Genomic DNA, 20,657 nt, shown 5'->3' with positions numbered 1-20,657 from the left:
CGGTCAAAGCGCAGCATTTTAACGGGCCGGGCGGGTTTGGGGCTGTTTGCACCGGCGTCTGCCCTTGAAATCGCGGGCGGAGTCCCCATAAATAAGGGATTCCGGTGCGGGCTGAGTGAGCGCCCCGCCGTTTCTCTATCCATTTTCAAGTGTCAGAAAGTACGATGAGCCAAAACGCGACGTCTTCCTCCCCCGAAACCCTGGGTTTCCAGGCCGAGGTGAAGCAACTGCTGCACCTGATGATTCATTCCTTGTATAGCAACAAGGAGATTTTCCTGCGCGAGCTGGTATCCAATGCGTCGGATGCCTGCGATAAGCTGCGCTTCGAGGCGATTGATCACCCCGAGTTGCAGGAAGGTGGCGCCGATCTGGAGATCCGCGTCGATTTCGATAAGGAAGCCCGCACGGTCACGATTTCCGATAACGGTATCGGCATGTCGCGTGACGAGGTGATCGCCAATCTGGGTACGATCGCCCGTTCCGGCACCAAGGAATTTTTCTCCCAACTGACCGGCGACAAGCAGAAAGATGCGCAGCTGATCGGCCAGTTCGGCGTGGGTTTCTATTCTTCTTTCATCGTGGCCAACAAGGTGGTGGTGACGACGCGCCGCGCGGGTTTGCCGGCAGACCAGGCTGTGCGCTGGGAGTCCGCCGGTGAGGGTGAGTTCTCCGTGGCGCCTGCCGAGAAGGCGGGCCGTGGCACGGAGATCGTGCTGCACTTGCGCGAAGGCGAAGAGGAGTTCGCCGACGGCTGGCGCCTGCGCAGTATTCTGCGCCGCTATTCCGACCATATTTCCCTGCCCATCTTGATGCGCAAGGAAAAGTGGGACGAGGAAAAGAATGAGCAGGTCAAGGAAGACGAGTGGGAAAGCGTGAACCAGGCCAGCGCCTTGTGGACGCGCAGCAAGTCGGATATCACCGACGAGCAGTATCGCGAGTTCTACAAGCATGTGTCGCATGATTTCGAAGACCCGCTGGCCTGGACCCACAACCGCGTGGAAGGCCGCAGCGAATATACACAGCTGCTGTACGTGCCGCGCCACGCGCCGTTCGATATGTGGGATCGCGATAGCCGCCATGGGTTGAAGCTGTATGTGCGCCGCGTGTTCATCATGGAAGACGCCGAACAGCTGCTGCCATCCTATCTGCGCTTTGTGCGTGGCGTGATCGACTCTGCCGATCTGCCGCTGAATGTGTCGCGTGAAATCCTGCAGGAAAGCCGCGATGTGAAGGCCATCCGCGATGGTTCGACCAAGCGCATTCTGTCCGTGCTGGAAGACATGGCGGAGAACAAGAAGGACGATTACGCGGTGTTCTGGGAGGCCTTCGGCCAGGTGCTCAAGGAAGGCGTGGGTGAAGACCAGGCCAATCAGGCACGCGTGGCAGGCCTGATGCGTTTTGCCTCGACGGCCGGCGAAGGCGCGGCGCAGATCGTGTCGCTGGCGGATTACATCGGCCGCATGAAGGAAGGCCAGGACAAGATTTACTACCTGACGGCGGACAACTACACCGCCGCCGCCAGCAGCCCGCACCTGGAGCTGTTCCGCAAGAAGGGCATCGAGGTGCTGCTGTTGACGGATCGCATCGACGAGTGGATGCTGTCCTACCTGCGCGAGTTCGAAGGCAAGCCACTGGCGTCTGTTGCCAAGGGCGGCGTGGATCTGGAAAAGCTGGCCGACGAAGACGAAAAGAAGCACCAGGAAGAAGTGGCCGAGAAGTTCAAGCCGCTGGTCGAGCGTCTGCAGACAGCACTGGGTGAGAAGGTGAAGTCGGTGCGCGTGACCGCGCGTCTGGTGGATTCGCCTTCTTGCGTGGTGGTCGAGGAAAACGAACTCAGCCCGCATCTGCTACGCATGCTGAAGGCAGCAGGCCAGGAAGCGCCGGTGATCAAGCCGGTGCTGGAAATCAACCCGGATCACCCGCTGGTGGTGCGCGTGGGCGAAGCGGACGACGCGAGCTTCAACGATTGGGCCGAGCTGCTGCTGGGCCAGGCCTTGCTGGCCGAGGGCGGCCAGCTTAACGACCCGGCCGAGTTCGTCAAGCGCCTCAATCAGTTGCTGCTGCAACGCTGACAGGCGTGACCCGGCGGCCCCTGGCGGGGTTGCCGGGCTGCGCCGGGCAGGGCGGGGCCTGCGCCCGGCGCCATGCCATTGCTTCCAGGGCTGCATGCCGGTTGTTGCCGGCAGGCAGCCCTGATGTTTTCTGGTGTATCCCTACTTGGCGTGTTACTGGCTGCCGCGCACCAGATTGACCGTCCAGATGCCCAGCAGCATGAAGATCAACGAGCCGCAGACATGCACGGTGATCATGCCGGCGGACCAGAGTAGCTGGCCGTTGCGCAGCAGGGTCAGCAGTTCGCCGGTGAAGGTGGAGAAGGTCGATAGGCCGCCAGCCAGGCCGGTAATGATGAACAGGCGCCAGACGGTAGGCAGTTCGGCGACGATACTGGCGTAGCCGATGGCACAGCCGATGATGTAGGCGGCAATCAGGTTGGACGCCAGGGTGCCCATGGGAATCTGGGGCAGCAGGTTGTTGAACAGCGCACTGAGGCCAAAGCGCGCCAGCGCGCCGATGGCGGCGCCGGAACTGATGGCCAGGATTATGGTTAAGGCATTCATGGCGATGGGCCGGGAAGGGTGGAGTGCGCCCGGCAGGCAGGAAGCTGCGCTCGCAGGCGCGGCCGGCGGGACCGTTGCTGCTTGGTCCTGGCGCCGGTCTGCCGGGCACCGGTTCTATTTTTAACGCTTTTCCAGGCGTTTTCCCAGCTTGGCGTGTGCATCGCAGCACCAGGTTTCGCCACCCTTGAGCATGGCTTCGGAGCGCGGCAGGTAGATGTGGCAGTGGGCGCAGCGCACCATGGGTTCCTTGGCGTCGGCAGCTGCGCCGGAGGTGGGCTTCCCTTGTGGGCCTCGGGAGCCACGCGCGCCTGCCTGGTCCCGGCTCTTGAGCTTATGCGTGGCCAGCAGCCGCGCAATGACCATTGCGCCCAGGATGATGAGCAGCCAGAAGAGTATTTTTCCCATGGTTCACAGGTTCCCTTGTAGGGCGACATAAAGGGCGAAGCCGCCGCCCAGGTAGATCAAGGCGAGAAAGCCGGCGCCCGCCAGCGTCCAGCGGACGGCGACGCGGCCGCGCCAGCCCCAGACACGGCGGCCGATCAGCAGGATGCCGAACGTGAGCCAGGCCAGCAGCGTGAAAATGGTTTTCAGGTCCAGCGGCAGCGCCTGGCCCGTCAGGGTGGCGGAAATCAGCGCGCCGGACACCACGGCCAGCGTGAGGGCGCCAAAGCCCAGCGAAATCAGGCGAAACAGCAGTTTTTCCTGGATCAGCAGCGGTGGCATGGCATCCAGCGCGCGGGCGAACAGGGCATCGAACCAGTTGTTGCCGATATTGCGCGATGGCGCCTGCAATTGGCGATCCAGCAGCGTCATGAGTACCGCCTGCAGGGCGGCGATGATGACCAGGCCATAAGAGGCCAGCGCAATCAGCAGGTGCGCGCGCAGCCAGGGTTCGCTGGCAGGCAGCACCGGGTAGGTGATGGGGGCGATAATGGGCACGAAGGCGCTCAGGGCGGCCGTCGGATATAGCAGCAGTTTCAGGCCATCGAGCGGTTCGCGCAGGCTTTCCAGCCAGAAAATGATCATGCCCAGCCAGAGCGAGGCCGAAGCGGCAATGGCCCAGTTGATTTGCAATGCCGGGCCGGCCAGCATGTCCTGTTGCAGGCCCAGGCCATGCAGCAGCAACGCCAGCGGCAGGCCATAGCGCGGTTCGCGTGGCTGCCACGGCTCGGCCTCGGCGCGCGCCAGCGAGCGCCAGGCATGCAGCCCCAGACTGGCGTACAGCAATGTGGCCGCTACGTGAAATACAATGTCGTAAGGCATAGATGCCATTATGCAGAGACAGGTTGCGGCAGACGCGTCGAATGACTGCGTGCCGGACCAACTGATGAACCGATAAGTGTAAGCGAAACCCCAGCCATGCTCGACAATCTTACCCAGCGCCTTTCGCGCGTGGTCAAAACCCTGCGCGGCGAAGCGCGCCTGACGGAAGCCAATACGCAGGAAATGCTGCGCGAGGTGCGCCTTGCCTTGCTGGAGGCGGACGTCGCCCTGCCTGTGGTCAAGGATTTCGTGGCTCGCGTCAAGGAGCGCGCGCTGGGGGCCGATGTGGCCGATAGCCTGAATCCCGGTCAGGCGCTGGTCGGGGTGGTGCATAAAGTCCTGACCGAATTGATGGGTGGTGATCTGGGCACGGAAGCCGGCGAGCTGTCGCTGGCGGTGCAGCCGCCCGCCGTGATCCTGATGGCCGGCTTGCAGGGTGCCGGTAAAACGACCACTACCGGCAAGCTGGCCCGCTGGTTGGCCGAAGGCGGCCATACCCATGGCGGCCGCAAGACGGGCAAGAAGAAAGTGCTGGTGGTCAGCGCGGATGTGTATCGCCCGGCGGCCATCGAGCAGCTGCGCACCGTGGCCGAGCAGGCCGGCATCGACTGGCTGCCTTCCGACCCTAGCCAGAAGCCGCTGGATATTGCACGCAATGCAGTCGATCATGCCCGCCGCCATCATTACGATGTGCTGATTCTTGATACCGCCGGCCGGTTGGGGATTGATGAGGCCATGATGCAGGAGATCAAGGCGCTGCATGCCGCCGTGTCTCCGGTGGAAACGCTGTTCGTGGTCGATGCCATGCAGGGCCAGGATGCCGTCAATACCGCCCAGGCGTTCGCCAATGCGCTGCCGCTCACCGGCGTCGTGCTGACCAAGCTCGATGGCGATGCACGTGGGGGCGCGGCGCTGTCGGTGCGCCACGTGACCGGCAAGCCGCTGAAGTTCGTCGGGGTGTCGGAAAAGCTCGACGGCCTGGAGCCTTTCCACCCCGAACGCATGGCGCAGCGCGTGCTGGGCATGGGCGATATCGTTTCGCTGGTGGAGCAGGCCCAGAAGAACATCGACATTGCCGAAGCGCAGAAGCTGGCCAGCAAGATCAAGTCCGGCGACAAATTCGACCTGAATGATTTCCGCGAACAGCTGCTGCAGGTGCGCAAGCTGGGCGATATGGGTTCTCTGCTGGAAAAGCTGCCGGCGCAGTTCCAGGCGGCTGCTGGGCAGTTGCAGGGCGGCCAGGCGGAAAAGCAGTTGCGCCGTACCGAAGGCATCCTTAACTCCATGACGCCGCAGGAGCGCGCCAAGCCTGAGTTGCTCAAGGCTTCGCGCAAGCGCCGTATCGCCGCAGGGGCGGGGGTGCCGGTGCAGGAAGTGAACCGCCTGCTGAATCAGTTCGAGCAGATGCAGGGCATGATGAAGCAGATGAAGAAGGGCGGCATGGCGAAGATGATGCGTGCCATGGGCGGCCTGAAAGGCCTGGGCCGTTTCGGCGGCTTGCGCTGATGAAAAAGGCAGGCGCCACGGCACCTGCCTTTTTCATGTTGCAGTAAACGTTGGGCCAGCGGCATGCCGCTGGCCCAACGTGTTTGCAGGACGGAGTGGGCGGAATCAGCCGCCGCCGACGGCCACCACCAGTTCCACGGTATCGCCTTCCGTCAGCTGGGTCTGGCTGTGCAGGCTCTTGGGTACGATTTCACCATTGCGTTCCACGGCCACGCGCTTGCCGGTATGGCCCAGGGCTTCCAGCAGGCCGGTCACGCTCAGCGTGCGGTCGAAAACGCGGTCTTCACCGTTCAGTGTGATGCGCATGCTCATTTCCTCCGGAAAATCAGATCCCATACGCCGTGGCCCAGGCGCAGGCCGCGGGTTTCGAACTTGGTTTGGGGGCGGAAGTCGGGGCGCGGAGCGTAAGTTTCCGCGGTATTGGTCAGCAGTTCATTGCCGCTCAGCACTTCCAGCATTTGTTCCGCGTAGTTTTCCCAGTCCGTTGCGCAATGAATATATCCGCCGGGGGCAATGCGGCTGGCCAGCAGCGCGATGAATGCCGGCTGGATCAGGCGGCGCTTGTGGTGGCGTTTCTTGGGCCAGGGATCGGGGAAATAGATATGCACGCCAGCCAGGCTGTCCGGGGCGATCATGTCGCGCACGACCTCGACGGCATCATGCTGGATGATGCGGACGTTCTGCAGCTCGGATTCTTCGATGCGTTTGAGCATGGCGCCGACGCCGGCATTGAACACTTCCACGCCCAGGAAGTTGTCGCCAGGGCGGGCCAGGGCGATGCGTTCGGTGGTTTCACCCATGCCGAAGCCGATTTCCAGCACCATGGGCGCAGCGCGGCCAAAGATCGGTGCGAAGTCGGTCTGGCGGGGCGCATAGCTGATGGACCATTTTTCCAGCAGCGTTTCCAGCGCTTCGCGCTGTCCCTGGGTGATATGGCCGCGCCGGTGAACAAAGCTGCGAATGTGGGGGTTGGGGGTTTGCGGGTCTGTCACGGTGGACTCTGTCGTTATGCCGCTCATCAGAGCGGGGTGCGGTAATTGGTGGCCAGCAGGGCTGGCGCAGGCAGGCAAGACGGATCCGGCAGTGCCTGTGCCTGCATCTTTGGGGCGCTATTTTAGGCTGTTGCCAGCAACTTTGGCGCCAGCCGGGCCGACGGGCCTGGCGGATGTGGGGGCAAACCGGCGGCAAACTGATGGGAAGCGGGCCGGCGCAGGGGGCGCCGACCGGTCTTTGCCCGCTGCCAAGGGTCAGGCAGTCCCTCGGGCCAGGCGCTCCAAAACGTCGATATCAACCTTATCACGCTGGGCCGGTTGCATGTGTTTCTGTGCGTAGTCCATCCAGATCGGGCTATGCAGGAAGTACAGGTACAGCTCAGGATCCAGGTGCCCTTCACGGCACATGAACGCCATGATGCGCAGCGATTCCGATAAGGTCTTGGCAGGTTTGTAAGGGCGGTCGCCAGCGGTCAGGGCTTCAAAGACGTCAGCGACCGCCAGTACGCGGTCGGTCAGCGGCAATTGCCCGGCAGGCAGGCGGCGCGGGTAGCCGCTGCCGTCCATTTTTTCATGGTGGTTGGCTGCCATGTCCGGTACACGCGCCAGCGCATGCGGCCAGGGCAATTTTTTGAGCATGAGCAGCGTCTGCACCACGTGGTCATTGATGGCGAAACGGTCTTCGTCGCTGAGGGTGCCGCGTCGAATGCTGAGATTGTGCAGTTCTCCGAGATTCTGCTGTTGTGCGGGCAGAGGCATGTCGAAGCCCAGCGTATTGGCCGGGTCGTCGCTCTGCACGGCGGGGCGGCGGACGCCCCAGGGCACGATATGCTCAGGTCGGTTGGACAGTAACGGTTCCGTGGCAGGCAGGGGCGGATCCGACGGGCGGATGCTGCGCAGCCGTTCGGTTTCTTCGGTGGAGAGCCCGATGGTGTCATCGAAATGGCGCTCCCAGGTTCGGGTGCCTATCGCCCGCAGGCGGGCGATGGCCTCATCGGGCAGGCTTTCGCCGCCGCTGTTGCAGGTGGCAATAAAGCCGAAGTCGTCGAGCAGGGCCGCCTGCAGCCGGTCTTTCTGCTGGCGGGCGAGCGCCGGGTCGGTGCCATCGAGCTGTGCTTGCAGGCATGCGATTTCGGCATCGCGCCAGAGCACTTCGAAACGCATCCGGATTTCATGAATCCGGTTGTAGATGGTTTCGAGTTTGGTGGCCTTGTTGACGATATGTTCCGGGCTGATGATCTTGCCGCAGTCGTGCAGCCAGGCCGCCAGATGGAAGGCATAGCGTTCCGTGTCATCCAGGTGGAAACTGGCATAGGGGCCTTCCTTTTCTGCGGCCAGCCGGTCGGCCAGTTGAATCGCCAGTTCAGGGACGCGATGGCAGTGGCCGCCGGTGTAGGGGCTCTTGGCGTCGATGGCGTCGGCCAGGACCTGGATGATGGCGTCGAACAGCGCTTTCTGGGATTCGATCAGCTGACGCATTTCAATGGCAACAGCCAGCATGCTCGACAAGCGGTTGGCAAAAGCCATGAATTCCGGCGTGGCGTAGGCGGGGTCGTCGGGCTGCGCCAGGATCAGCAGGCCTTGCAGGCCGCCGTCGCGGCTGCGCAGTTCAAAACAGCCCTGATGGGGTTCCGTGCGGTTGGCGGCCGTGCTGTCCTGGCAGGAGGCATAGGGAAAGCTGGCCGCCAGAGTGCTTTGGTCGCCGCGCGCGGCAATGCGTTCCATGACGGCTTCTTCCGGGTTCCAGAGATAGGCCGCGCCGCCTTGGCAGCGGGTGGCGGAGAGCAGCTTTTCAAGCAGTTGCTCCAGCATGGTGCCTATCTGTTTCTCTGTGTTCAGAATGCGGCTGGTGTCCAGCAGGGCCTCAACGGTATCGCTGACATCGTTGACGGCGGCGTTCAAGGTATTGATTTCCTGCAATGAGGACTGCTTGAAGGGCAAGCGCTGGAAATCGAAGCGCGACAGCTGGCGGGTACGCGCCGTAATGCGTTCCAGATGGCGGCCGATGAAAGAGCCGCCGCGCCAGCCCAGCAGCAGGAAAGGCAGGATCAGTAGAATGGAAATGAGGATCAGGCGTTGCTGGTGGCGTTTCAGGTTGTGCAGCAGTTCATCGGTGGGCATGGCCAGCAGCAGCTTCAGCGGCGCATCGCCCAGTGCGGTAAAGGGAATGCTCAGGCCCAGCCATTCCTTGCCATCGGCCTGCAGGGCCACCACTTCATCGTGGGTGCCGCTTTCGTAAGTGCGTCGCAAAGCGGTATGGTCCAACTCCCTCAGGCTGCGTAAGGTGACGGAAGAATCGTCCTGGATGGGGAGGGGCTGCGTCGTATTGGCAAAGAGGGCCAGCATGTCCTGGTACAGCAGGACGTCGCCCTTGTCGTCCACCAATGCGATTTCCGTTCCTGGTGTCATGCGCAGCCGGTCCATGACATGAATCAGGTCGTCCAGGCCGATGTCCATGCCGATGACGGCGTGGCTGCTGGCGGCCCGGCGAGACAGGCTGATGCCGACCTCACGCGAGGAAAAAAAGACGTAGGGCTTGGAAATGACCGTGGAGCGGGTTTGTTGGGCGGCGTTGTACCAATTGCGCAGCCTGGGGTCGAAGAAGTCGCCGGTCAGCAGCCGGCTGCTGAGTTGCTTGCTGTCCACATCGTAGAAGTCATAGCGGCGCAGCTGTGTGCCATCGGTACCCATCTGCAGGGATTGCACCAGAAAGGCGGCGCCATCCGGTGCGTTGAAGTGCTGGCGCAGGAATGGAGTGTTGAGGGGGCGCACCAGCAGGAAGTCGCCATCGTCATAGGCCACATAAATGGAAGTGATCAGGGGCGAGGCGAGCAGTGAGGCGATCAGGACATCCACCCGGGACAGCCGGCCGGCTTCAGTGCGCGCCAGCAGCAAGGGGTCGAAGGTCAGGGTGCGCAGCAGCGCAGAGGCCGGGGCCGTCGTGCGCAGGGCGCGTTCATTGATCAGTTGGCCGGTTTCACGCGCGGAGCGCCAGGCCGCATCCAGCAGGATCTGCCGGGTGCCCAGCCAGCCCGCCGCCACCAGCACGGCGGCCATGAGCGCCATGGCGCTGACAATAATGCCGATGGTCGCATAGCGGATGGGAAAGCCTTCGCGCGGTTTGGAAAACATGGGCCGTACGCTCCGACGGTGGGCAGGCCGGCCTGGCCTGAAGGCAGGCGGGCGGATGATGGCATGGCGGCCATCGGGCAGGTTCAAATCCAGGGGGATGTCTGCATCATACGATCAATTCGGCCCGGTCCTCCTGGTCTGTCATGCAGGCTGTTTGACATGGCGCAGCACTCATGCGCGAGCACCACCCGGCATGACGGTAATGGCTTGAAATCCTGGGCACCGTATAATCGCAGGCTGATAAATTTTGTTTCCGGTGATGCTGTCTCGCGGCGGAGTCTGCAGGATGCGCCCGGAATTGTGTTGTTCGCGCGTGCGGGTCGTGCCGCCGCCACCCTTTCCAGGATGAACCTTGAGCCTGTCCGAGCTGCTTGCCCCTGTCGCCGATGATATGAAATCGGTGGATGCCGTGATCCGGGCCCGGCTGAATTCCGATGTGGTGCTGATCCGTACCATTGCCGATTACATCATTAGTGCGGGTGGCAAACGCATGCGGCCTGCCATGTTGCTGATGGTGGCGCGTGCCTTAGGCTATCAGGGAACGAATCATCATTTGCTGGCCGCAGTGGTGGAGTTCATCCATACGGCCACGCTGCTGCATGATGATGTGGTGGATGAGTCCGATCTGCGTCGTGGCCGGAATACGGCCAATGCCGTGTTCGGCAATGCAGCCAGCGTGCTGGTGGGCGACTATCTGTATAGCCGTTCCTTCGAGATGATGGTGGCGGGCGGCTCCATGCGCACCATGTCCATCCTCTCGGGCGCAACGACGGTGATTGCCGAGGGCGAAGTGCTGCAGCTGCTCAATGTGCATGATCCGGATGTGTCGGAAGAGCGTTATCTGCAGGTTGTGCGCTACAAGACCGCCAAGCTGTTCGAGGCCGCCACGCAGGTAGGGGCCGTGCTGGCCGGCGCCACGCCGGAGCAGGAAGAAGCCGCCGCTGCCTATGGCCGTCATATCGGTACGGCATTCCAGCTGATCGACGATGTGCTGGATTATGGCGGCGATGTGCAGGCGCTGGGCAAGAACGTCGGGGACGACTTGCGTGAAGGCAAGCCGACGCTGCCCTTGATCCGGGTGATGGAAGTGGGGACGGCCGAGCAATGCCAGCTGGTGCGCAGCGCGATCGAAAAAGGCGAAGGGGACTTCGCGGCGGTGGCAGAAGCCATTCATGCCACGGATGCCTTGCAGCATACGCGCCGTGCCGCAGATGCCGAAGCGGCTATCGCACGTGATGCGCTGGCGCAATTGCCGGATACGCCTTTCCGCGATTCCTTGCTGGCGTTTAGCGAGTTCGCCGTCACGCGTAAAAGTTAAGCCTCTTTGTTGACAGCCGGTAAAATTCGATTTATAGTTGATTTCTTTCCGGGGTGTAGCTCAGCCTGGTAGAGTACTGCGTTCGGGACGCAGGAGTCGGAGGTTCGAATCCTCTCACCCCGACCACCTATCTTTGCGGTAGGTCTGGTCACTCGGAAGAAACTGAAAAAACCACCCAGGCTATGCCTTGGTGGTTTTTTGTTGTTCAGCGTTTGCGCCGGATCAGCGTGTGGCCGTTGACGATCACCATGCCGGACAGCACCAGCACGGCACCGATGAGAAATGATGCATCCAGGTGTTCGTCCAGGAGCAGCGCGCCCATGGCGACGCCGAACAGTGGGCTCATGAAGGACAAGATCCCCAGTCGTGCCGCCAGATAGCGGCGCAGCAGCCAGAACCAGGTGAAATAGCTGAAGAAGCAGACCACGATGGTCTGGAAGCTCAGGCTGGCCCAGGCCAGTGGCGTTCCATTGAAATGGATCTGGTCCGTACCGTAGGCAAATGCCAGGGGCAGGGCGCAGGCGCAGGCTAATTGGTAGAACAGGGTTTGCGAAGGCGGGGCTTCGCTCAGCCGGGTCACACGGACGGTGATCGTGGTCAGCCCCCAGGTTAATCCGGCGGCCAGGCCGAAGAGGTCGCCCAGCAGCGGATTGGGGGCGGCAGCCAGGTTCTTGGGATCCTGCGGCCCGAGAAAGGTGATGACGATGCCGGCAAATGCCAGCGCGATGCCTACCCATTGCAGCCGTTGCAGGCGTTCTTCCGGCAGCCTGCAGTGCAGGCCGATGGCCGCGAAGATGGGGGCGGTATAGAGGAAGACGGACATATGCGCGGCGCTGGTCCAGCGCAGTCCGAGCGCCACACAGAGAAACTCCACGGAAAACAGCAGGCCCGCGACCAGTCCGGGGCCCAGGCCGATACCGGGTAGCCAGCGTTCGCGCAGGAACAGGCGGCTGCATAGCAATACCAGTAGCGCCGCCACGCCGGAGCGCAGGGCAACCTGCAGAACCGGGGCGACATCAGCCGCAATCGCTTTGATGGAAACCTGCTGCATGCCCCAGATCAGGCAAAGCAGCAACATGGTGGCGGTGGCGGCGCCATCGACGGGCTTTCGGATTTGCATGGCTGGGGCAGGAGCGGTCCGGCAGGAATGAGTGGCAGGCAAAACAACAAGGCCAGTCAGACGCGTTGGGAGCGCTGGCTGGCCAGGTCGGGGTTCTGCGGCAAGTATCCCTCATTGTGCGAGCAGGCCGCAGTACGGGTTATCGCTACCATGAACAGAGTAGGGGTATCGGGTCTGCCGGGGTGGTTTGCTGCCCAGGCATGGCACGGCAGCGATAGTGGGAATCACTTGCGCCATTTTGGTCGCTGAAGTCGTGCCAATGGCAAGGGTTTTGTGCAAGATTGGCGCTATACAGCGTATTATTAAAAATTCGTTCGCTGTATTTGCACCTTGCCCGCGCCCACACTGGCGCGGCGTTGTCATTTCCGCTCGTTGAGACCAGCATGCCGCATTATCGTTCCCGCACATCCACCCATGGCCGCAACATGGCTGGTGCTCGCGCTCTATGGCGCGCCACCGGCATGCAGGACGGCGACTTTGGCAAACCCATCATTGCTGTCGTGAACTCTTTCACGCAGTTTGTCCCTGGCCACGTGCATCTGCGCGACCTGGGCGCCCTGGTCGCCAAGGAAATCGAGGCGGCGGGCGGTGTGGCCAAGGAATTCAACACCATCGCCATTGACGACGGGATTGCCATGGGGCATGGCGGCATGCTGTATTCGCTGCCCTCGCGCGACCTGATCGCCGACTCGGTGGAGTACATGGTCAATGCGCATTGCGCCGATGCCATGGTGTGCATTTCCAATTGCGACAAAATCACGCCGGGAATGCTGATGGCGGCGATGCGCCTGAACATTCCGGTGGTCTTCGTGTCCGGCGGCCCGATGGAAGCCGGCAAAATTCATGAGCCTGGCACGGTGAAGGTCATCGCCAAGTTGGATCTGATCGACGCCATGATCAAGGCCGCCGACCCCAACGTGACCGATGCGGAAGCCGAAGAGGTCGAACGCAGTGCCTGTCCGACCTGTGGCTCCTGTTCCGGCATGTTTACCGCCAACTCGATGAACTGCCTGACCGAAGCGCTGGGTCTGTCGCTGCCGGGCAACGGCACCATCGTCGCGACCCATGCCTGGCGCAAAACCCTGTTTGAAGAGGCGGGCCGCCTGGTCGTCGATCTGTGCCGTCGTTACTACGAACAGAACGACGAGTCTGTGCTGCCGCGCAATATCGCCACGTTCAAGGCCTTTGAAAACGCCATGACGCTGGATGTGGCCATGGGCGGCTCCACCAATACCGTGCTGCACCTGCTGGCCGCTGCGCAGGAAGCCGGCGTGAATTTCACGATGGCGGACATCGACCGTATTTCGCGTGTGGCGCCCTGCCTGTGCAAGGCCGCGCCTATGACCGACAAGTTCCACATCGAAGATGTGCACCGTGCGGGTGGCGTGATCGGCATTCTGGGCGAACTGTCCCGTGCCGGCCTGTTGCATCTGGATGTGCCCAACATTCACAGCGGCACCCTGGGCAACGCCCTGCGCAACTGGGATGTGGCCGGTGGCCACGCCAGTGAAGAGGCGCAACGTTTCTATCGCGCGGCGCCCGGCGGCATTCGCACGACGCAGGCCTTCAGCCAGTCGGCGGAGTTCGCCAGCCTGGATCTGGATCGCGCGCAAGGTTGCATCCGCGACTATGAGCATGCGTATTCGCGTGATGGCGGCCTGGCCGTGCTGTCTGGCAACCTGGCCGAGCGGGGCTGCATTGTCAAAACCGCCGGCGTGGATGAAAGCCAATGGATTTTCGAAGGCACGGCGCGCGTGTACGAAAGCCAGGACGATGCCGTGACGGCCATTCTGGGCGACGAGGTCAAGCCGCATGATGTGGTCGTGATCCGCTACGAAGGCCCCAAGGGCGGCCCGGGCATGCAGGAAATGCTGTACCCCACTTCGTACCTGAAGTCCAAGGGGCTGGGCAAGGTGTGCGCCCTGATTACCGATGGCCGATTCTCCGGTGGTTCGTCCGGTCTGGTGATCGGTCACGCGTCCCCCGAAGCGGCGGAAGGCGGCAATATCGGCCTGATCGAGAATGGCGACCGCATCCTGATCAACATCCCGGAGCGCCGGATTCACCTGGATGTGTCCGATGAAGTGCTGGCGCAGCGTCGTGACGCCATGGACGCGCGTGGCGATGATGCCTGGAAGCCGGTAGATCGCGAGCGTTATGTGTCGCTGGCGCTGCAAGCCTATGCGGCCCTGGCGACCTCGGCCGACAAGGGGGCGGTCCGCGATATCAGCCAGATCCGTCGCAAGTAAGTTTCGCGGCCTCTTGGCAGGAGCAGGGGGTATCCCCGCTTTGCGGTACCCATGAAAGCAAGGCCCCGGGGCAGCATTCCTGCGCCGGGGCCTTGTTACATGGGCGGGCGGCCAGGGCTGGCCGCCTGTCATCAGAAGTGAATTACCGTGCGAATCGACTTGCCTTCGTGCATCAGATCGAAGGCTTCATTGATCTCGTCGAGCGGCAGCTTGTGCGTGACGAACGGATCGAGGTCGATCTTGCCTGCCATGGCATCTTCCACCATGCCGGGCAACTGCGTGCGGCCCTTTACGCCGCCGAAGGCCGAGCCGCGCCAGACGCGCCCGGTGACGAGCTGGAAGGGACGGGTGCTGATTTCCTGGCCGGCGCCGGCCACGCCGATGATGATGCTCTCGCCCCAGCCCTTGTGGCAGCATTCCAGCGCCGCGCGCATCACATGCACGTTGCCGATGCATTCAAAAGAGAAGTCCACGCCGCCATCGGTCATTTCCACGATGACATCCTGAATGGGGCGGTCATAGTCCTTCGGGTTGATGGTATCAGTGGCGCCCATGGCGCGAGCCAGAATGAATTTGCCCGGATTGGTGTCGATGGCAATGATGCGGCCAGCCTTGGCCTGCACGGCGCCCTGGATCACGGCCAGGCCGATGCCGCCCAGGCCGAACACGGCGACGGTATCGCCTTCCTTGACCTTGGCAGTGTTGTGCACCGCACCGATGCCGGTGGTGACGCCGCAGCCCAGCAGGCAGACTTTTTCATGGTCGGCCGCTGAATTGAACTTGGCCAGCGAGATTTCCGGCACGACGGTGTACTCGCTGAACGTCGAGCAGCCCATATAGTGATAAATGGGTTTGCCCTGATAGGAAAAGCGCGTGGTGCCGTCGGGCATCAGGCCCTTGCCCTGGGTGGCGCGTACCTTCTGGCACAGGTTGGTTTTGCCGGACAGACAGAATTTGCATTCCCGGCATTCGGCGGTGTAAAGCGGGATCACGTGGTCGCCGGCTTGCAGCGAGGTGACGCCTTCGCCGACTTCCACCACGACGCCTGCGCCCTCATGGCCCAGCACGGCCGGGAAAATGCCTTCCGGGTCATCGCCGCTGAGGGTGAAGGCATCGGTATGGCAGACCCCGGTGTGTGTGATTTTCACCAGGACTTCGCCCTTGCGTGGCGGTTCTACGTCGATTTCGACGATCTCCAGCGGTTTGCCGGCTTCGAAGGCAACTGCGGCACGAGATTTGATCATCAGGTTTCCTTGGGTGGCGGCCATGCAGGCCGGAGATTATTTCAGGTAGGAGCGCACCAGGCCGATGGCGTCGTCCACAGTTTCCTGCGGCGCGACCGGTGCCAGGCTTTCGCGCAGATGGCTTTCCAGCACGCTGGACATCAGGCCGTTGACGGCACCGCGCAGGGCGGCGATCTGTTGCAGTACATCGCTGCAGGGCGCGTTGCTGTCCAACATGCGCCCCAAGGCTTCGACCTGGCCCTGGATGCGGCGTACGCGCGCAGCGGCCTTGCGTTTTTCAGTGGGGGTATAGGGCATAGGTGAGCAGGTCTGGTTATGTACTGGGGGGGAGTATATCACCCCGGCAGGTATTAGCTCATATCCAGAAATTCTTATGCCTAATGGGGATGAGCAATGGAAAATTGCTTCGTTCGTTTTTATTTGCGGGCGTAGCACACTGACCCGTTCCTGCCATGAACGGAGTCCTCAAAATGTCTATTGGAAATAAGTTTCTGCTGGCTGCGGGTGTGATTGCAGCGTCTGTCCTGGCCCCGCTTGCCGCCGCGCATGCCGAGGGCAAGTCGTGGACGCTGCTGAACGTGTCCTATGACCCGACGCGTGAGTTGTATCGCGCCATTGATGAGCAGTTCAGCGAGGTTTACAAGCAGCAGACCGGTGACACCGTGACCATCCGCCCGTCTCATGGCGGCTCGGGCCGCCAGGCGCGTTCCGTCATTGACGGCCTGGATGCAGATGTCGTGACGCTGGCGCTGGCCTACGATATTGACGCCATTGCCGATCGCGGCCAGCTGGCGCAGGACTGGCAGGCACGCTTGCCCAGCAATAGCTCGCCCTATACCTCCACGATCGTATTCCTGGTGCGCAAAGGCAATCCCAAAGGCCTGAAGGATTGGGATGATCTGGTCAAGCCGGGCGTGGAAGTGATTACGCCGAATCCCAAGACATCCGGTGGCGCACGCTGGAACTATCTGGCCGCCTGGGCCTATGCGCTGGACAAGAACGGCGGCGACCAGAAGGCGGCGCAGGACTTCGTGCGCCAGCTCTACAAGAACGTACCGGTGCTGGATACCGGGGCGCGCGGTTCGACCTCTACTTTTGTGAAGGGTGTGGGGGATGTGCTGCTGGCCTGGGAGAATGAGGCATTCCTGGCCCAGAAGGAACTGGGTGAAGGCGAATTCGACATTGTCGTGCCTTCTTTGTCCATCCTGGCCGAGCCGCCGGTCGCGGTAGTGGATAAGGTTGTCGATCGCAAGGGCACGCGTGAGGTGGCGCAGGCTTACCTGGAGTGGCTCTATACGCCCGAAGCGCAGGAAATCATCGCACAGAACTACTACCGTCCGATCGACAAAGCGGTGGCGGCCAAGTACGCCAGCCAATTCCCCGAGGTCAAGCTGATCACTATCGACGATGTGTTTGGCGGCTGGCGCAAAGCGCAGGCCGAGCACTTTGGCGATGGCGGCACCTTCGACCAGATCTATCAGCCGGGCAGCTGATTGCAGCCGGGGACGAGCATGACGGCAACGACATTGAATGCTTCCGTGACCACGCGCCGGCGCCGCAGCCCCGGCGTGTTGCCGGGCTTTGGCCTGTCCATGGGCTTTACGGTGGTGTACCTGAGCCTGCTGGTGCTGATCCCGCTGGCGGCTTTGCCGATCAAGGCGGCGGGGCTGGGCTGGGACGGCTTTCTGGCGGCAGTGGGCACCCCGCAGGCGCTGGCCGCCTACCGGCTGACTTTCGGCGCCGCCTTGCTGGCTGCCTTCGTCAACCTGGTGTTCGGCATGATCGTGGCCTGGGTGCTGGTACGTTACTCGTTTCCCGGCAAGCGGATCCTGGATGCACTGGTGGACTTGCCATTCGCCCTGCCGACCGCCGTGGCCGGCATTGCGCTCAGCTATCTCTACAGCACCAAGGGTTGGCTGGGCAAGCCCTTGTACGAGTTCTTCGGCTGGAAGATTTCCTATAGCGCGGCGGGCGTGGTGGTGGCCTTGATTTTCATCGGGCTGCCTTTCGTGGTTCGCACGGTGCAGCCGGTGCTCGAAGATGTGGAAAAAGAGCTGGAGGAAGCGGCTGCCAGCCTGGGCGCCAGCCGCTGGCAGACCTTTCTGCATGTGTTGTTTCCGGCGGTGCTGCCGGCGTTGCTCACGGGTTTTTCCCTGGCGTTCGCGCGTGCGGTGGGTGAATACGGTTCGGTGGTATTCATTGCCGGCAACCGGCCCATGGTGTCGGAGATTGCGCCGCTGCTGATCGTCTCCAGGCTTGAGCGCTTCGATTACGCCGGCGCGGCAGCCATCTCCACGGTGCTGCTGGTGGCTTCGTTCCTGTTGTTGCTGTTGATCAACCTGTTGCAATCCTGGCAGCAGCGCCGTGGCGGGGTGCGTTGATGAGCCAGAATACGATTTCTGCACGGCAGGGCAGCAACCCGTTGCAAGAGCCGGCCTGGGTACGTTATGTGCTGATCACGCTGGCGCTGGCCTTCATGGGTCTGTTTCTGCTGGTACCGCTGATTTCCGTCTTTGCTGAGGCCTTGCGGCGCGGCTGGGGCGTCTATCTGGCGGCGATCACCGATTCCGATGCGCTGGATGCCATTCGCCTGACGCTCTTGGTGGCAGCCATCTCATTGCCGATCAACCTGGTGTTCGGGGTGGCGGCGGCCTGGGCCATCACCAAGTTTCAATTCCGCGGCAAGCAGTTCCTGATCACCTTGATCGACCTGCCGTTTTCCGTGTCGCCGGTCGTGGCGGGCCTGGTGTTCGTGTTGCTATTCGGCGCGCAAGGCTGGTTCGGGCCCTGGCTGCAGGAGCACGACATCAAAATTGTCTATGCCGTGCCGGGCATCATCATTGCCACGCTGTTTGTGACCTGCCCCTTCATCGCCCGTGAATTGATTCCGCTGATGCAGGCCCAGGGGACTGATGGCGAGCAGGCGGCGCTGACTTTGGGAGCGTCGGGTTGGCAGATGTTCTGGCGCGTCACGCTGCCGAACATCAAGTGGGGTTTGTTGTATGGCGCCATTCTCAGCAATGCGCGAGCCATGGGCGAGTTTGGCGCGGTGTCGGTGGTGTCCGGCCAGATTCGCGGCCTGACCAACACCATGACGCTACATGTTGAGATCCTCTACAACGAATACATGTTTTCCGCGGCCTTTGCGGTCGCATCGCTGCTGGCCTTGCTGGCGCTGGTGACCTTGTTGCTGAAACAATGGGTGCTCTGGCGCGATGAGCGCGCCGGTCGGCCTGGCTACGCCACGGCAACGCAGCCGCTGGAACGGCCGCTGGCGGCAGCCGCCGCCTGAAGGAGTCCTACATGAGTATTGAAGTACGTCATTTGTCCAAGCGCTTCGGCGATTTCCGCGCGCTCAACGATGTATCGCTGCATATTGAAACCGGCGAGCTGGTGGCATTGCTGGGGCCTTCGGGCTGCGGCAAGACCACACTGTTGCGCATCATCGCCGGGCTGGATACGCCCGATGAGGGCAGCGTGTTGTTTTCCGGTGAAGATGCCACTGACGTCAATGTGCGCCAGCGCCGCGTGGGCTTCGTCTTTCAGCATTACGCGCTGTTCAAGCACATGACCGTGTTTGAAAATGTTGCCTTCGGCCTGCGTGTCCGGCCGCGTGCGCAACGCCCGTCCGAGGATGATATTCGTGCCCGCGTGAAGGCGCTGCTGGAACTGGTGCAGCTGGATTGGCTGGCCGACCGCTATCCGTCCCAGCTCTCCGGCGGGCAGCGCCAGCGGATTGCGCTGGCGCGGGCGCTGGCAGTGGAGCCTCGGGTGCTGCTGCTGGACGAACCTTTTGGTGCACTGGATGCGAAAGTCCGCAAGGAACTGCGCCGCTGGTTGCGCCGCCTGCACGACGAGTTGAATGTGGCCAGTGTGTTCGTGACCCATGATCAGGAAGAGGCGCTGGAAGTGTCCGACCGAGTGGTGCTGATGAACGCAGGCAAAATCGAGCAGGTGGGCTCGCCCAGGGAAGTCTGGGAAGCGCCTGCCACGCCGTTTGTCTATGGCTTCCTGGGAGATGTGAACCAGTTTCAGGGCGTGGCGGCCAACGGTGTCTGGCGCCTGGACGGCTGGACCTTGCCTGCCCCCGAGTTTGCGGATGGCTCGGAGCGCGCGGCAACGGCGTACGTCCGCCCGCACGAGGTGGAAGTGCTGCCCTATGTGGCGGGAGCAGACGGATTGGCCGTGCGCCTGAACCATGCGTATCTGGCGGGCCCCAGCGCTTTTCTGGAACTGTCGCGCGAAGGCAGCGAACAGTTGATTGAAGCGCAGGTGCCCGAAGGCCTGTTTCGCGAATTGAATCTGAAGGAAGGCGAAATCCTGCTGGCGCGTCCGCGCCATGCACGGATTTTCGCCCGCGACGGGGCATGACAGCCTTCACGCCCGCACCCGGCCCGGTGGCTGGCTCCGCCATCGAGGCGCAGCGCTGGTCTGCTTTGCAGGCCAGCCTGGCGGACATCGCCCGGCGTCATCCCGATGCGGCACTGGCTTCATCGCTGGCCGCCGAAGATATGGTGCTGGCCCATGCCATCTACGAGGGGGGGTTGCAGCTGGAAGTCTTTACCCTGGATACGGGCCGCCTGCATGCGGAAACGCTGGGCATGCTGGATGTGATGCAGGCGCGTTATGGCCGCAGCCCGACGATTTATCGTCCGGACGAGGCAGCGGTGGCCGCGCATGTGGCCGAGCATGGCGCCTATGCGTTTTATGAAAGCGTGGAATTGCGCAAGGCGTGTTGCCAGCTACGCAAGGTGCTGCCCTTGCGCCGGGCGCTGGCGGGCCGTACCGCCTGGATCACCGGCCAGCGCCGCGAGCAATCCACGACGCGTGAGGCCTTGCACGAGCAGGAGCAGGACAAGGTATTTGGCCTGGTGAAATTCAATCCCCTGGCAGCCTGGAGCTTGGCTGATGTATGGGAAAGCATTCATCAGCGCGACATTCCCTATAACCCCTTGCATGATCAGGGCTATCCGTCCATTGGTTGCGAGCCCTGTACGCGTGCGGTGCGGCCTGGCGAGGATGTGCGGGCCGGCCGCTGGTGGTGGGAGTCGTCGGATTCCAAGGAATGCGGTTTGCATGCCGGTAATCATGCAGGTGTGCGCCCGGCGGGCGTGTCGTCCGCCGTGTCGTCATGAGTGTTGTGATCCTGGCCCGGTGGCCGGGACAGCGGCTTCCATCGCAACCGCCGCGCACCGCCAGCTGGCGGTGCGGTGGT

The 20,657-nt window shown here is 62.4% G+C and carries 18 protein-coding genes and 1 tRNA gene; 10 read left to right on the top strand and 9 right to left on the bottom strand.

The features are described from left to right. The first annotated feature begins 164 nt into the window (after positions 1 to 164). The gene (gene htpG / locus ACNA1V_RS02795) at positions 165 to 2,072 is read left to right on the top strand and encodes a molecular chaperone HtpG (protein ID WP_415832066.1); all 1,908 of its coding nucleotides are present in this window, start codon (positions 165 to 167) and stop codon (positions 2,070 to 2,072) included. 153 nt (positions 2,073 to 2,225) lie between these two features. Here htpG and crcB read toward each other — a convergent pair whose 3' ends face one another. The 3 genes from crcB to ACNA1V_RS02780 all read right to left on the bottom strand — a co-directional run bounded on the left by crcB (position 2,226) and on the right by ACNA1V_RS02780 (position 3,881). Continuing rightward, positions 2,226 to 2,618, bottom strand: a complete 393-nt coding sequence (gene crcB, locus ACNA1V_RS02790; protein ID WP_415832065.1) for a fluoride efflux transporter CrcB — start codon at positions 2,616 to 2,618, stop codon at positions 2,226 to 2,228. 120 nt (positions 2,619 to 2,738) lie between these two features. Continuing rightward, positions 2,739 to 3,023: a PP0621 family protein gene (locus ACNA1V_RS02785; RefSeq protein ID WP_415832064.1), complete on the bottom strand. Its 285-nt coding sequence runs from the start codon at positions 3,021 to 3,023 to the stop codon at positions 2,739 to 2,741. Between the two features lie 3 nt (positions 3,024 to 3,026). Further along, on the bottom strand, positions 3,027 to 3,881 hold the full coding sequence (locus ACNA1V_RS02780; RefSeq protein ID WP_415832063.1) for a cytochrome C assembly family protein: 855 nt from the start codon (positions 3,879 to 3,881) through the stop codon (positions 3,027 to 3,029). A gap of 96 nt (positions 3,882 to 3,977) precedes the next feature. Here ACNA1V_RS02780 and ffh point away from each other — a divergent pair, with 96 nt between their 5' ends. Beyond that, the gene (gene ffh, locus ACNA1V_RS02775; protein ID WP_415832062.1) at positions 3,978 to 5,387 is read left to right on the top strand and encodes a signal recognition particle protein; all 1,410 of its coding nucleotides are present in this window, start codon (positions 3,978 to 3,980) and stop codon (positions 5,385 to 5,387) included. A gap of 105 nt (positions 5,388 to 5,492) precedes the next feature. On the opposite strand, the gene thiS is transcribed toward ffh, so the two are convergent. The 3 genes from thiS to ACNA1V_RS02760 all read right to left on the bottom strand — a co-directional run bounded on the left by thiS (position 5,493) and on the right by ACNA1V_RS02760 (position 9,511). Further along, the gene (gene thiS / locus ACNA1V_RS02770) at positions 5,493 to 5,693 is read right to left on the bottom strand and encodes a sulfur carrier protein ThiS (protein WP_415832061.1); all 201 of its coding nucleotides are present in this window, start codon (positions 5,691 to 5,693) and stop codon (positions 5,493 to 5,495) included. Positions 5,694 to 5,695: 2 nt separating this feature from the next. Then, positions 5,696 to 6,406, bottom strand: a complete 711-nt coding sequence (gene trmB / locus ACNA1V_RS02765) for a tRNA (guanosine(46)-N7)-methyltransferase TrmB (protein ID WP_415832060.1) — start codon at positions 6,404 to 6,406, stop codon at positions 5,696 to 5,698. Between the two features lie 228 nt (positions 6,407 to 6,634). Next, entirely contained in the window at positions 6,635 to 9,511 is a 2,877-nt protein-coding gene (locus tag ACNA1V_RS02760; protein ID WP_415832059.1) for an HD domain-containing phosphohydrolase, read from the bottom strand. A gap of 352 nt (positions 9,512 to 9,863) precedes the next feature. Between ACNA1V_RS02760 and ispB the strand changes: the two genes are divergently transcribed. Then, positions 9,864 to 10,829 carry an octaprenyl diphosphate synthase gene (ispB, locus tag ACNA1V_RS02755; RefSeq protein ID WP_415832058.1) on the top strand — a complete coding sequence of 322 codons (966 nt, stop codon included), beginning with the start codon at positions 9,864 to 9,866 and terminating at the stop codon, positions 10,827 to 10,829. Between the two features lie 49 nt (positions 10,830 to 10,878). Continuing rightward, positions 10,879 to 10,955, top strand: a tRNA-Pro gene (locus ACNA1V_RS02750). A gap of 79 nt (positions 10,956 to 11,034) precedes the next feature. Here the strand turns inward: ACNA1V_RS02750 and ACNA1V_RS02745 are convergent. Then, positions 11,035 to 11,949 carry a DMT family transporter gene (locus tag ACNA1V_RS02745; protein WP_415832057.1) on the bottom strand — a complete coding sequence of 305 codons (915 nt, stop codon included), beginning with the start codon at positions 11,947 to 11,949 and terminating at the stop codon, positions 11,035 to 11,037. A gap of 383 nt (positions 11,950 to 12,332) precedes the next feature. Here ACNA1V_RS02745 and ilvD point away from each other — a divergent pair, with 383 nt between their 5' ends. Beyond that, positions 12,333 to 14,198: a dihydroxy-acid dehydratase gene (gene ilvD, locus ACNA1V_RS02740; RefSeq protein ID WP_415832056.1), complete on the top strand. Its 1,866-nt coding sequence runs from the start codon at positions 12,333 to 12,335 to the stop codon at positions 14,196 to 14,198. 131 nt (positions 14,199 to 14,329) lie between these two features. Here the strand turns inward: ilvD and ACNA1V_RS02735 are convergent, their stop codons facing one another. Together ACNA1V_RS02735 and ACNA1V_RS02730 are read right to left on the bottom strand one after the other, a co-directional pair. Beyond that, positions 14,330 to 15,439, bottom strand: coding sequence for an S-(hydroxymethyl)glutathione dehydrogenase/class III alcohol dehydrogenase (locus ACNA1V_RS02735; RefSeq protein WP_415832223.1), 1,110 nt, complete (start codon positions 15,437 to 15,439; stop codon positions 14,330 to 14,332). Between the two features lie 39 nt (positions 15,440 to 15,478). Continuing rightward, positions 15,479 to 15,739, bottom strand: a complete 261-nt coding sequence (locus tag ACNA1V_RS02730; protein WP_415832055.1) for a metal/formaldehyde-sensitive transcriptional repressor — start codon at positions 15,737 to 15,739, stop codon at positions 15,479 to 15,481. 173 nt (positions 15,740 to 15,912) lie between these two features. Here ACNA1V_RS02730 and ACNA1V_RS02725 point away from each other — a divergent pair, with 173 nt between their 5' ends. Genes ACNA1V_RS02725 through ACNA1V_RS02705 form a run of 5 tightly spaced genes read left to right on the top strand, consistent with a single transcriptional unit; the run spans position 15,913 to position 20,577 of the window. Then, positions 15,913 to 16,935 carry a sulfate ABC transporter substrate-binding protein gene (locus ACNA1V_RS02725; protein WP_415832054.1) on the top strand — a complete coding sequence of 341 codons (1,023 nt, stop codon included), beginning with the start codon at positions 15,913 to 15,915 and terminating at the stop codon, positions 16,933 to 16,935. An 18-nt stretch (positions 16,936 to 16,953) separates the two neighbouring features. Next, positions 16,954 to 17,823 (top strand): sulfate ABC transporter permease subunit CysT, encoded by an 870-nt coding sequence (cysT, locus tag ACNA1V_RS02720; RefSeq protein ID WP_415832053.1) that lies wholly within the window; start codon positions 16,954 to 16,956, stop codon positions 17,821 to 17,823. Continuing rightward, positions 17,823 to 18,734, top strand: coding sequence for a sulfate ABC transporter permease subunit CysW (gene cysW / locus ACNA1V_RS02715; RefSeq protein ID WP_415832052.1), 912 nt, complete (start codon positions 17,823 to 17,825; stop codon positions 18,732 to 18,734). Before cysT ends, cysW begins: the two co-directional genes overlap by 1 nt. Before the next feature lie 11 nt (positions 18,735 to 18,745). Then, positions 18,746 to 19,813, top strand: a complete 1,068-nt coding sequence (locus ACNA1V_RS02710; RefSeq protein WP_415832051.1) for a sulfate/molybdate ABC transporter ATP-binding protein — start codon at positions 18,746 to 18,748, stop codon at positions 19,811 to 19,813. Continuing rightward, entirely contained in the window at positions 19,810 to 20,577 is a 768-nt protein-coding gene (locus ACNA1V_RS02705; RefSeq protein WP_415832050.1) for a phosphoadenylyl-sulfate reductase, read from the top strand. Before ACNA1V_RS02710 ends, ACNA1V_RS02705 begins: the two co-directional genes overlap by 4 nt. Positions 20,578 to 20,657: the final 80 nt, after the last annotated feature.

It is taken from the genome of Kerstersia similis (assembly GCF_965139615.1).
GTDB lineage: Bacteria > Pseudomonadota > Gammaproteobacteria > Burkholderiales > Burkholderiaceae_B > Kerstersia > Kerstersia similis.
The sequence above is the reverse complement of the archived record's forward strand: the minus strand, read 5'-3'. Positions and strand labels throughout refer to the sequence as shown.

What these genes read in the sequence shown, in the direction of transcription:
- htpG (WP_415832066.1), top strand. Translation starts at nt 165, where the DNA reads ATGAGCCAAAACGCGACGTCTTCCTCCCCCGAAACCCTGGGTTTCCAG.
- ACNA1V_RS02730 (WP_415832055.1), bottom strand. Translation starts at nt 15,739, where the DNA reads ATGCCCTATACCCCCACTGAAAAACGCAAGGCCGCTGCGCGCGTACGC.
- ACNA1V_RS02745 (WP_415832057.1), bottom strand. Translation starts at nt 11,949, where the DNA reads ATGCAAATCCGAAAGCCCGTCGATGGCGCCGCCACCGCCACCATGTTG.
- cysT (WP_415832053.1), top strand. Translation starts at nt 16,954, where the DNA reads ATGACGGCAACGACATTGAATGCTTCCGTGACCACGCGCCGGCGCCGC.
- thiS (WP_415832061.1), bottom strand. Translation starts at nt 5,693, where the DNA reads ATGCGCATCACACTGAACGGTGAAGACCGCGTTTTCGACCGCACGCTG.
- ACNA1V_RS02785 (WP_415832064.1), bottom strand. Translation starts at nt 3,023, where the DNA reads ATGGGAAAAATACTCTTCTGGCTGCTCATCATCCTGGGCGCAATGGTC.
- ACNA1V_RS02710 (WP_415832051.1), top strand. Translation starts at nt 18,746, where the DNA reads ATGAGTATTGAAGTACGTCATTTGTCCAAGCGCTTCGGCGATTTCCGC.
- ACNA1V_RS02725 (WP_415832054.1), top strand. Translation starts at nt 15,913, where the DNA reads ATGTCTATTGGAAATAAGTTTCTGCTGGCTGCGGGTGTGATTGCAGCG.
- ilvD (WP_415832056.1), top strand. Translation starts at nt 12,333, where the DNA reads ATGCCGCATTATCGTTCCCGCACATCCACCCATGGCCGCAACATGGCT.
- ACNA1V_RS02760 (WP_415832059.1), bottom strand. Translation starts at nt 9,511, where the DNA reads ATGTTTTCCAAACCGCGCGAAGGCTTTCCCATCCGCTATGCGACCATC.
- crcB (WP_415832065.1), bottom strand. Translation starts at nt 2,618, where the DNA reads ATGAATGCCTTAACCATAATCCTGGCCATCAGTTCCGGCGCCGCCATC.
- ACNA1V_RS02705 (WP_415832050.1), top strand. Translation starts at nt 19,810, where the DNA reads ATGACAGCCTTCACGCCCGCACCCGGCCCGGTGGCTGGCTCCGCCATC.
- ffh (WP_415832062.1), top strand. Translation starts at nt 3,978, where the DNA reads ATGCTCGACAATCTTACCCAGCGCCTTTCGCGCGTGGTCAAAACCCTG.
- ACNA1V_RS02780 (WP_415832063.1), bottom strand. Translation starts at nt 3,881, where the DNA reads ATGCCTTACGACATTGTATTTCACGTAGCGGCCACATTGCTGTACGCC.
- trmB (WP_415832060.1), bottom strand. Translation starts at nt 6,406, where the DNA reads ATGAGCGGCATAACGACAGAGTCCACCGTGACAGACCCGCAAACCCCC.
- cysW (WP_415832052.1), top strand. Translation starts at nt 17,823, where the DNA reads ATGAGCCAGAATACGATTTCTGCACGGCAGGGCAGCAACCCGTTGCAA.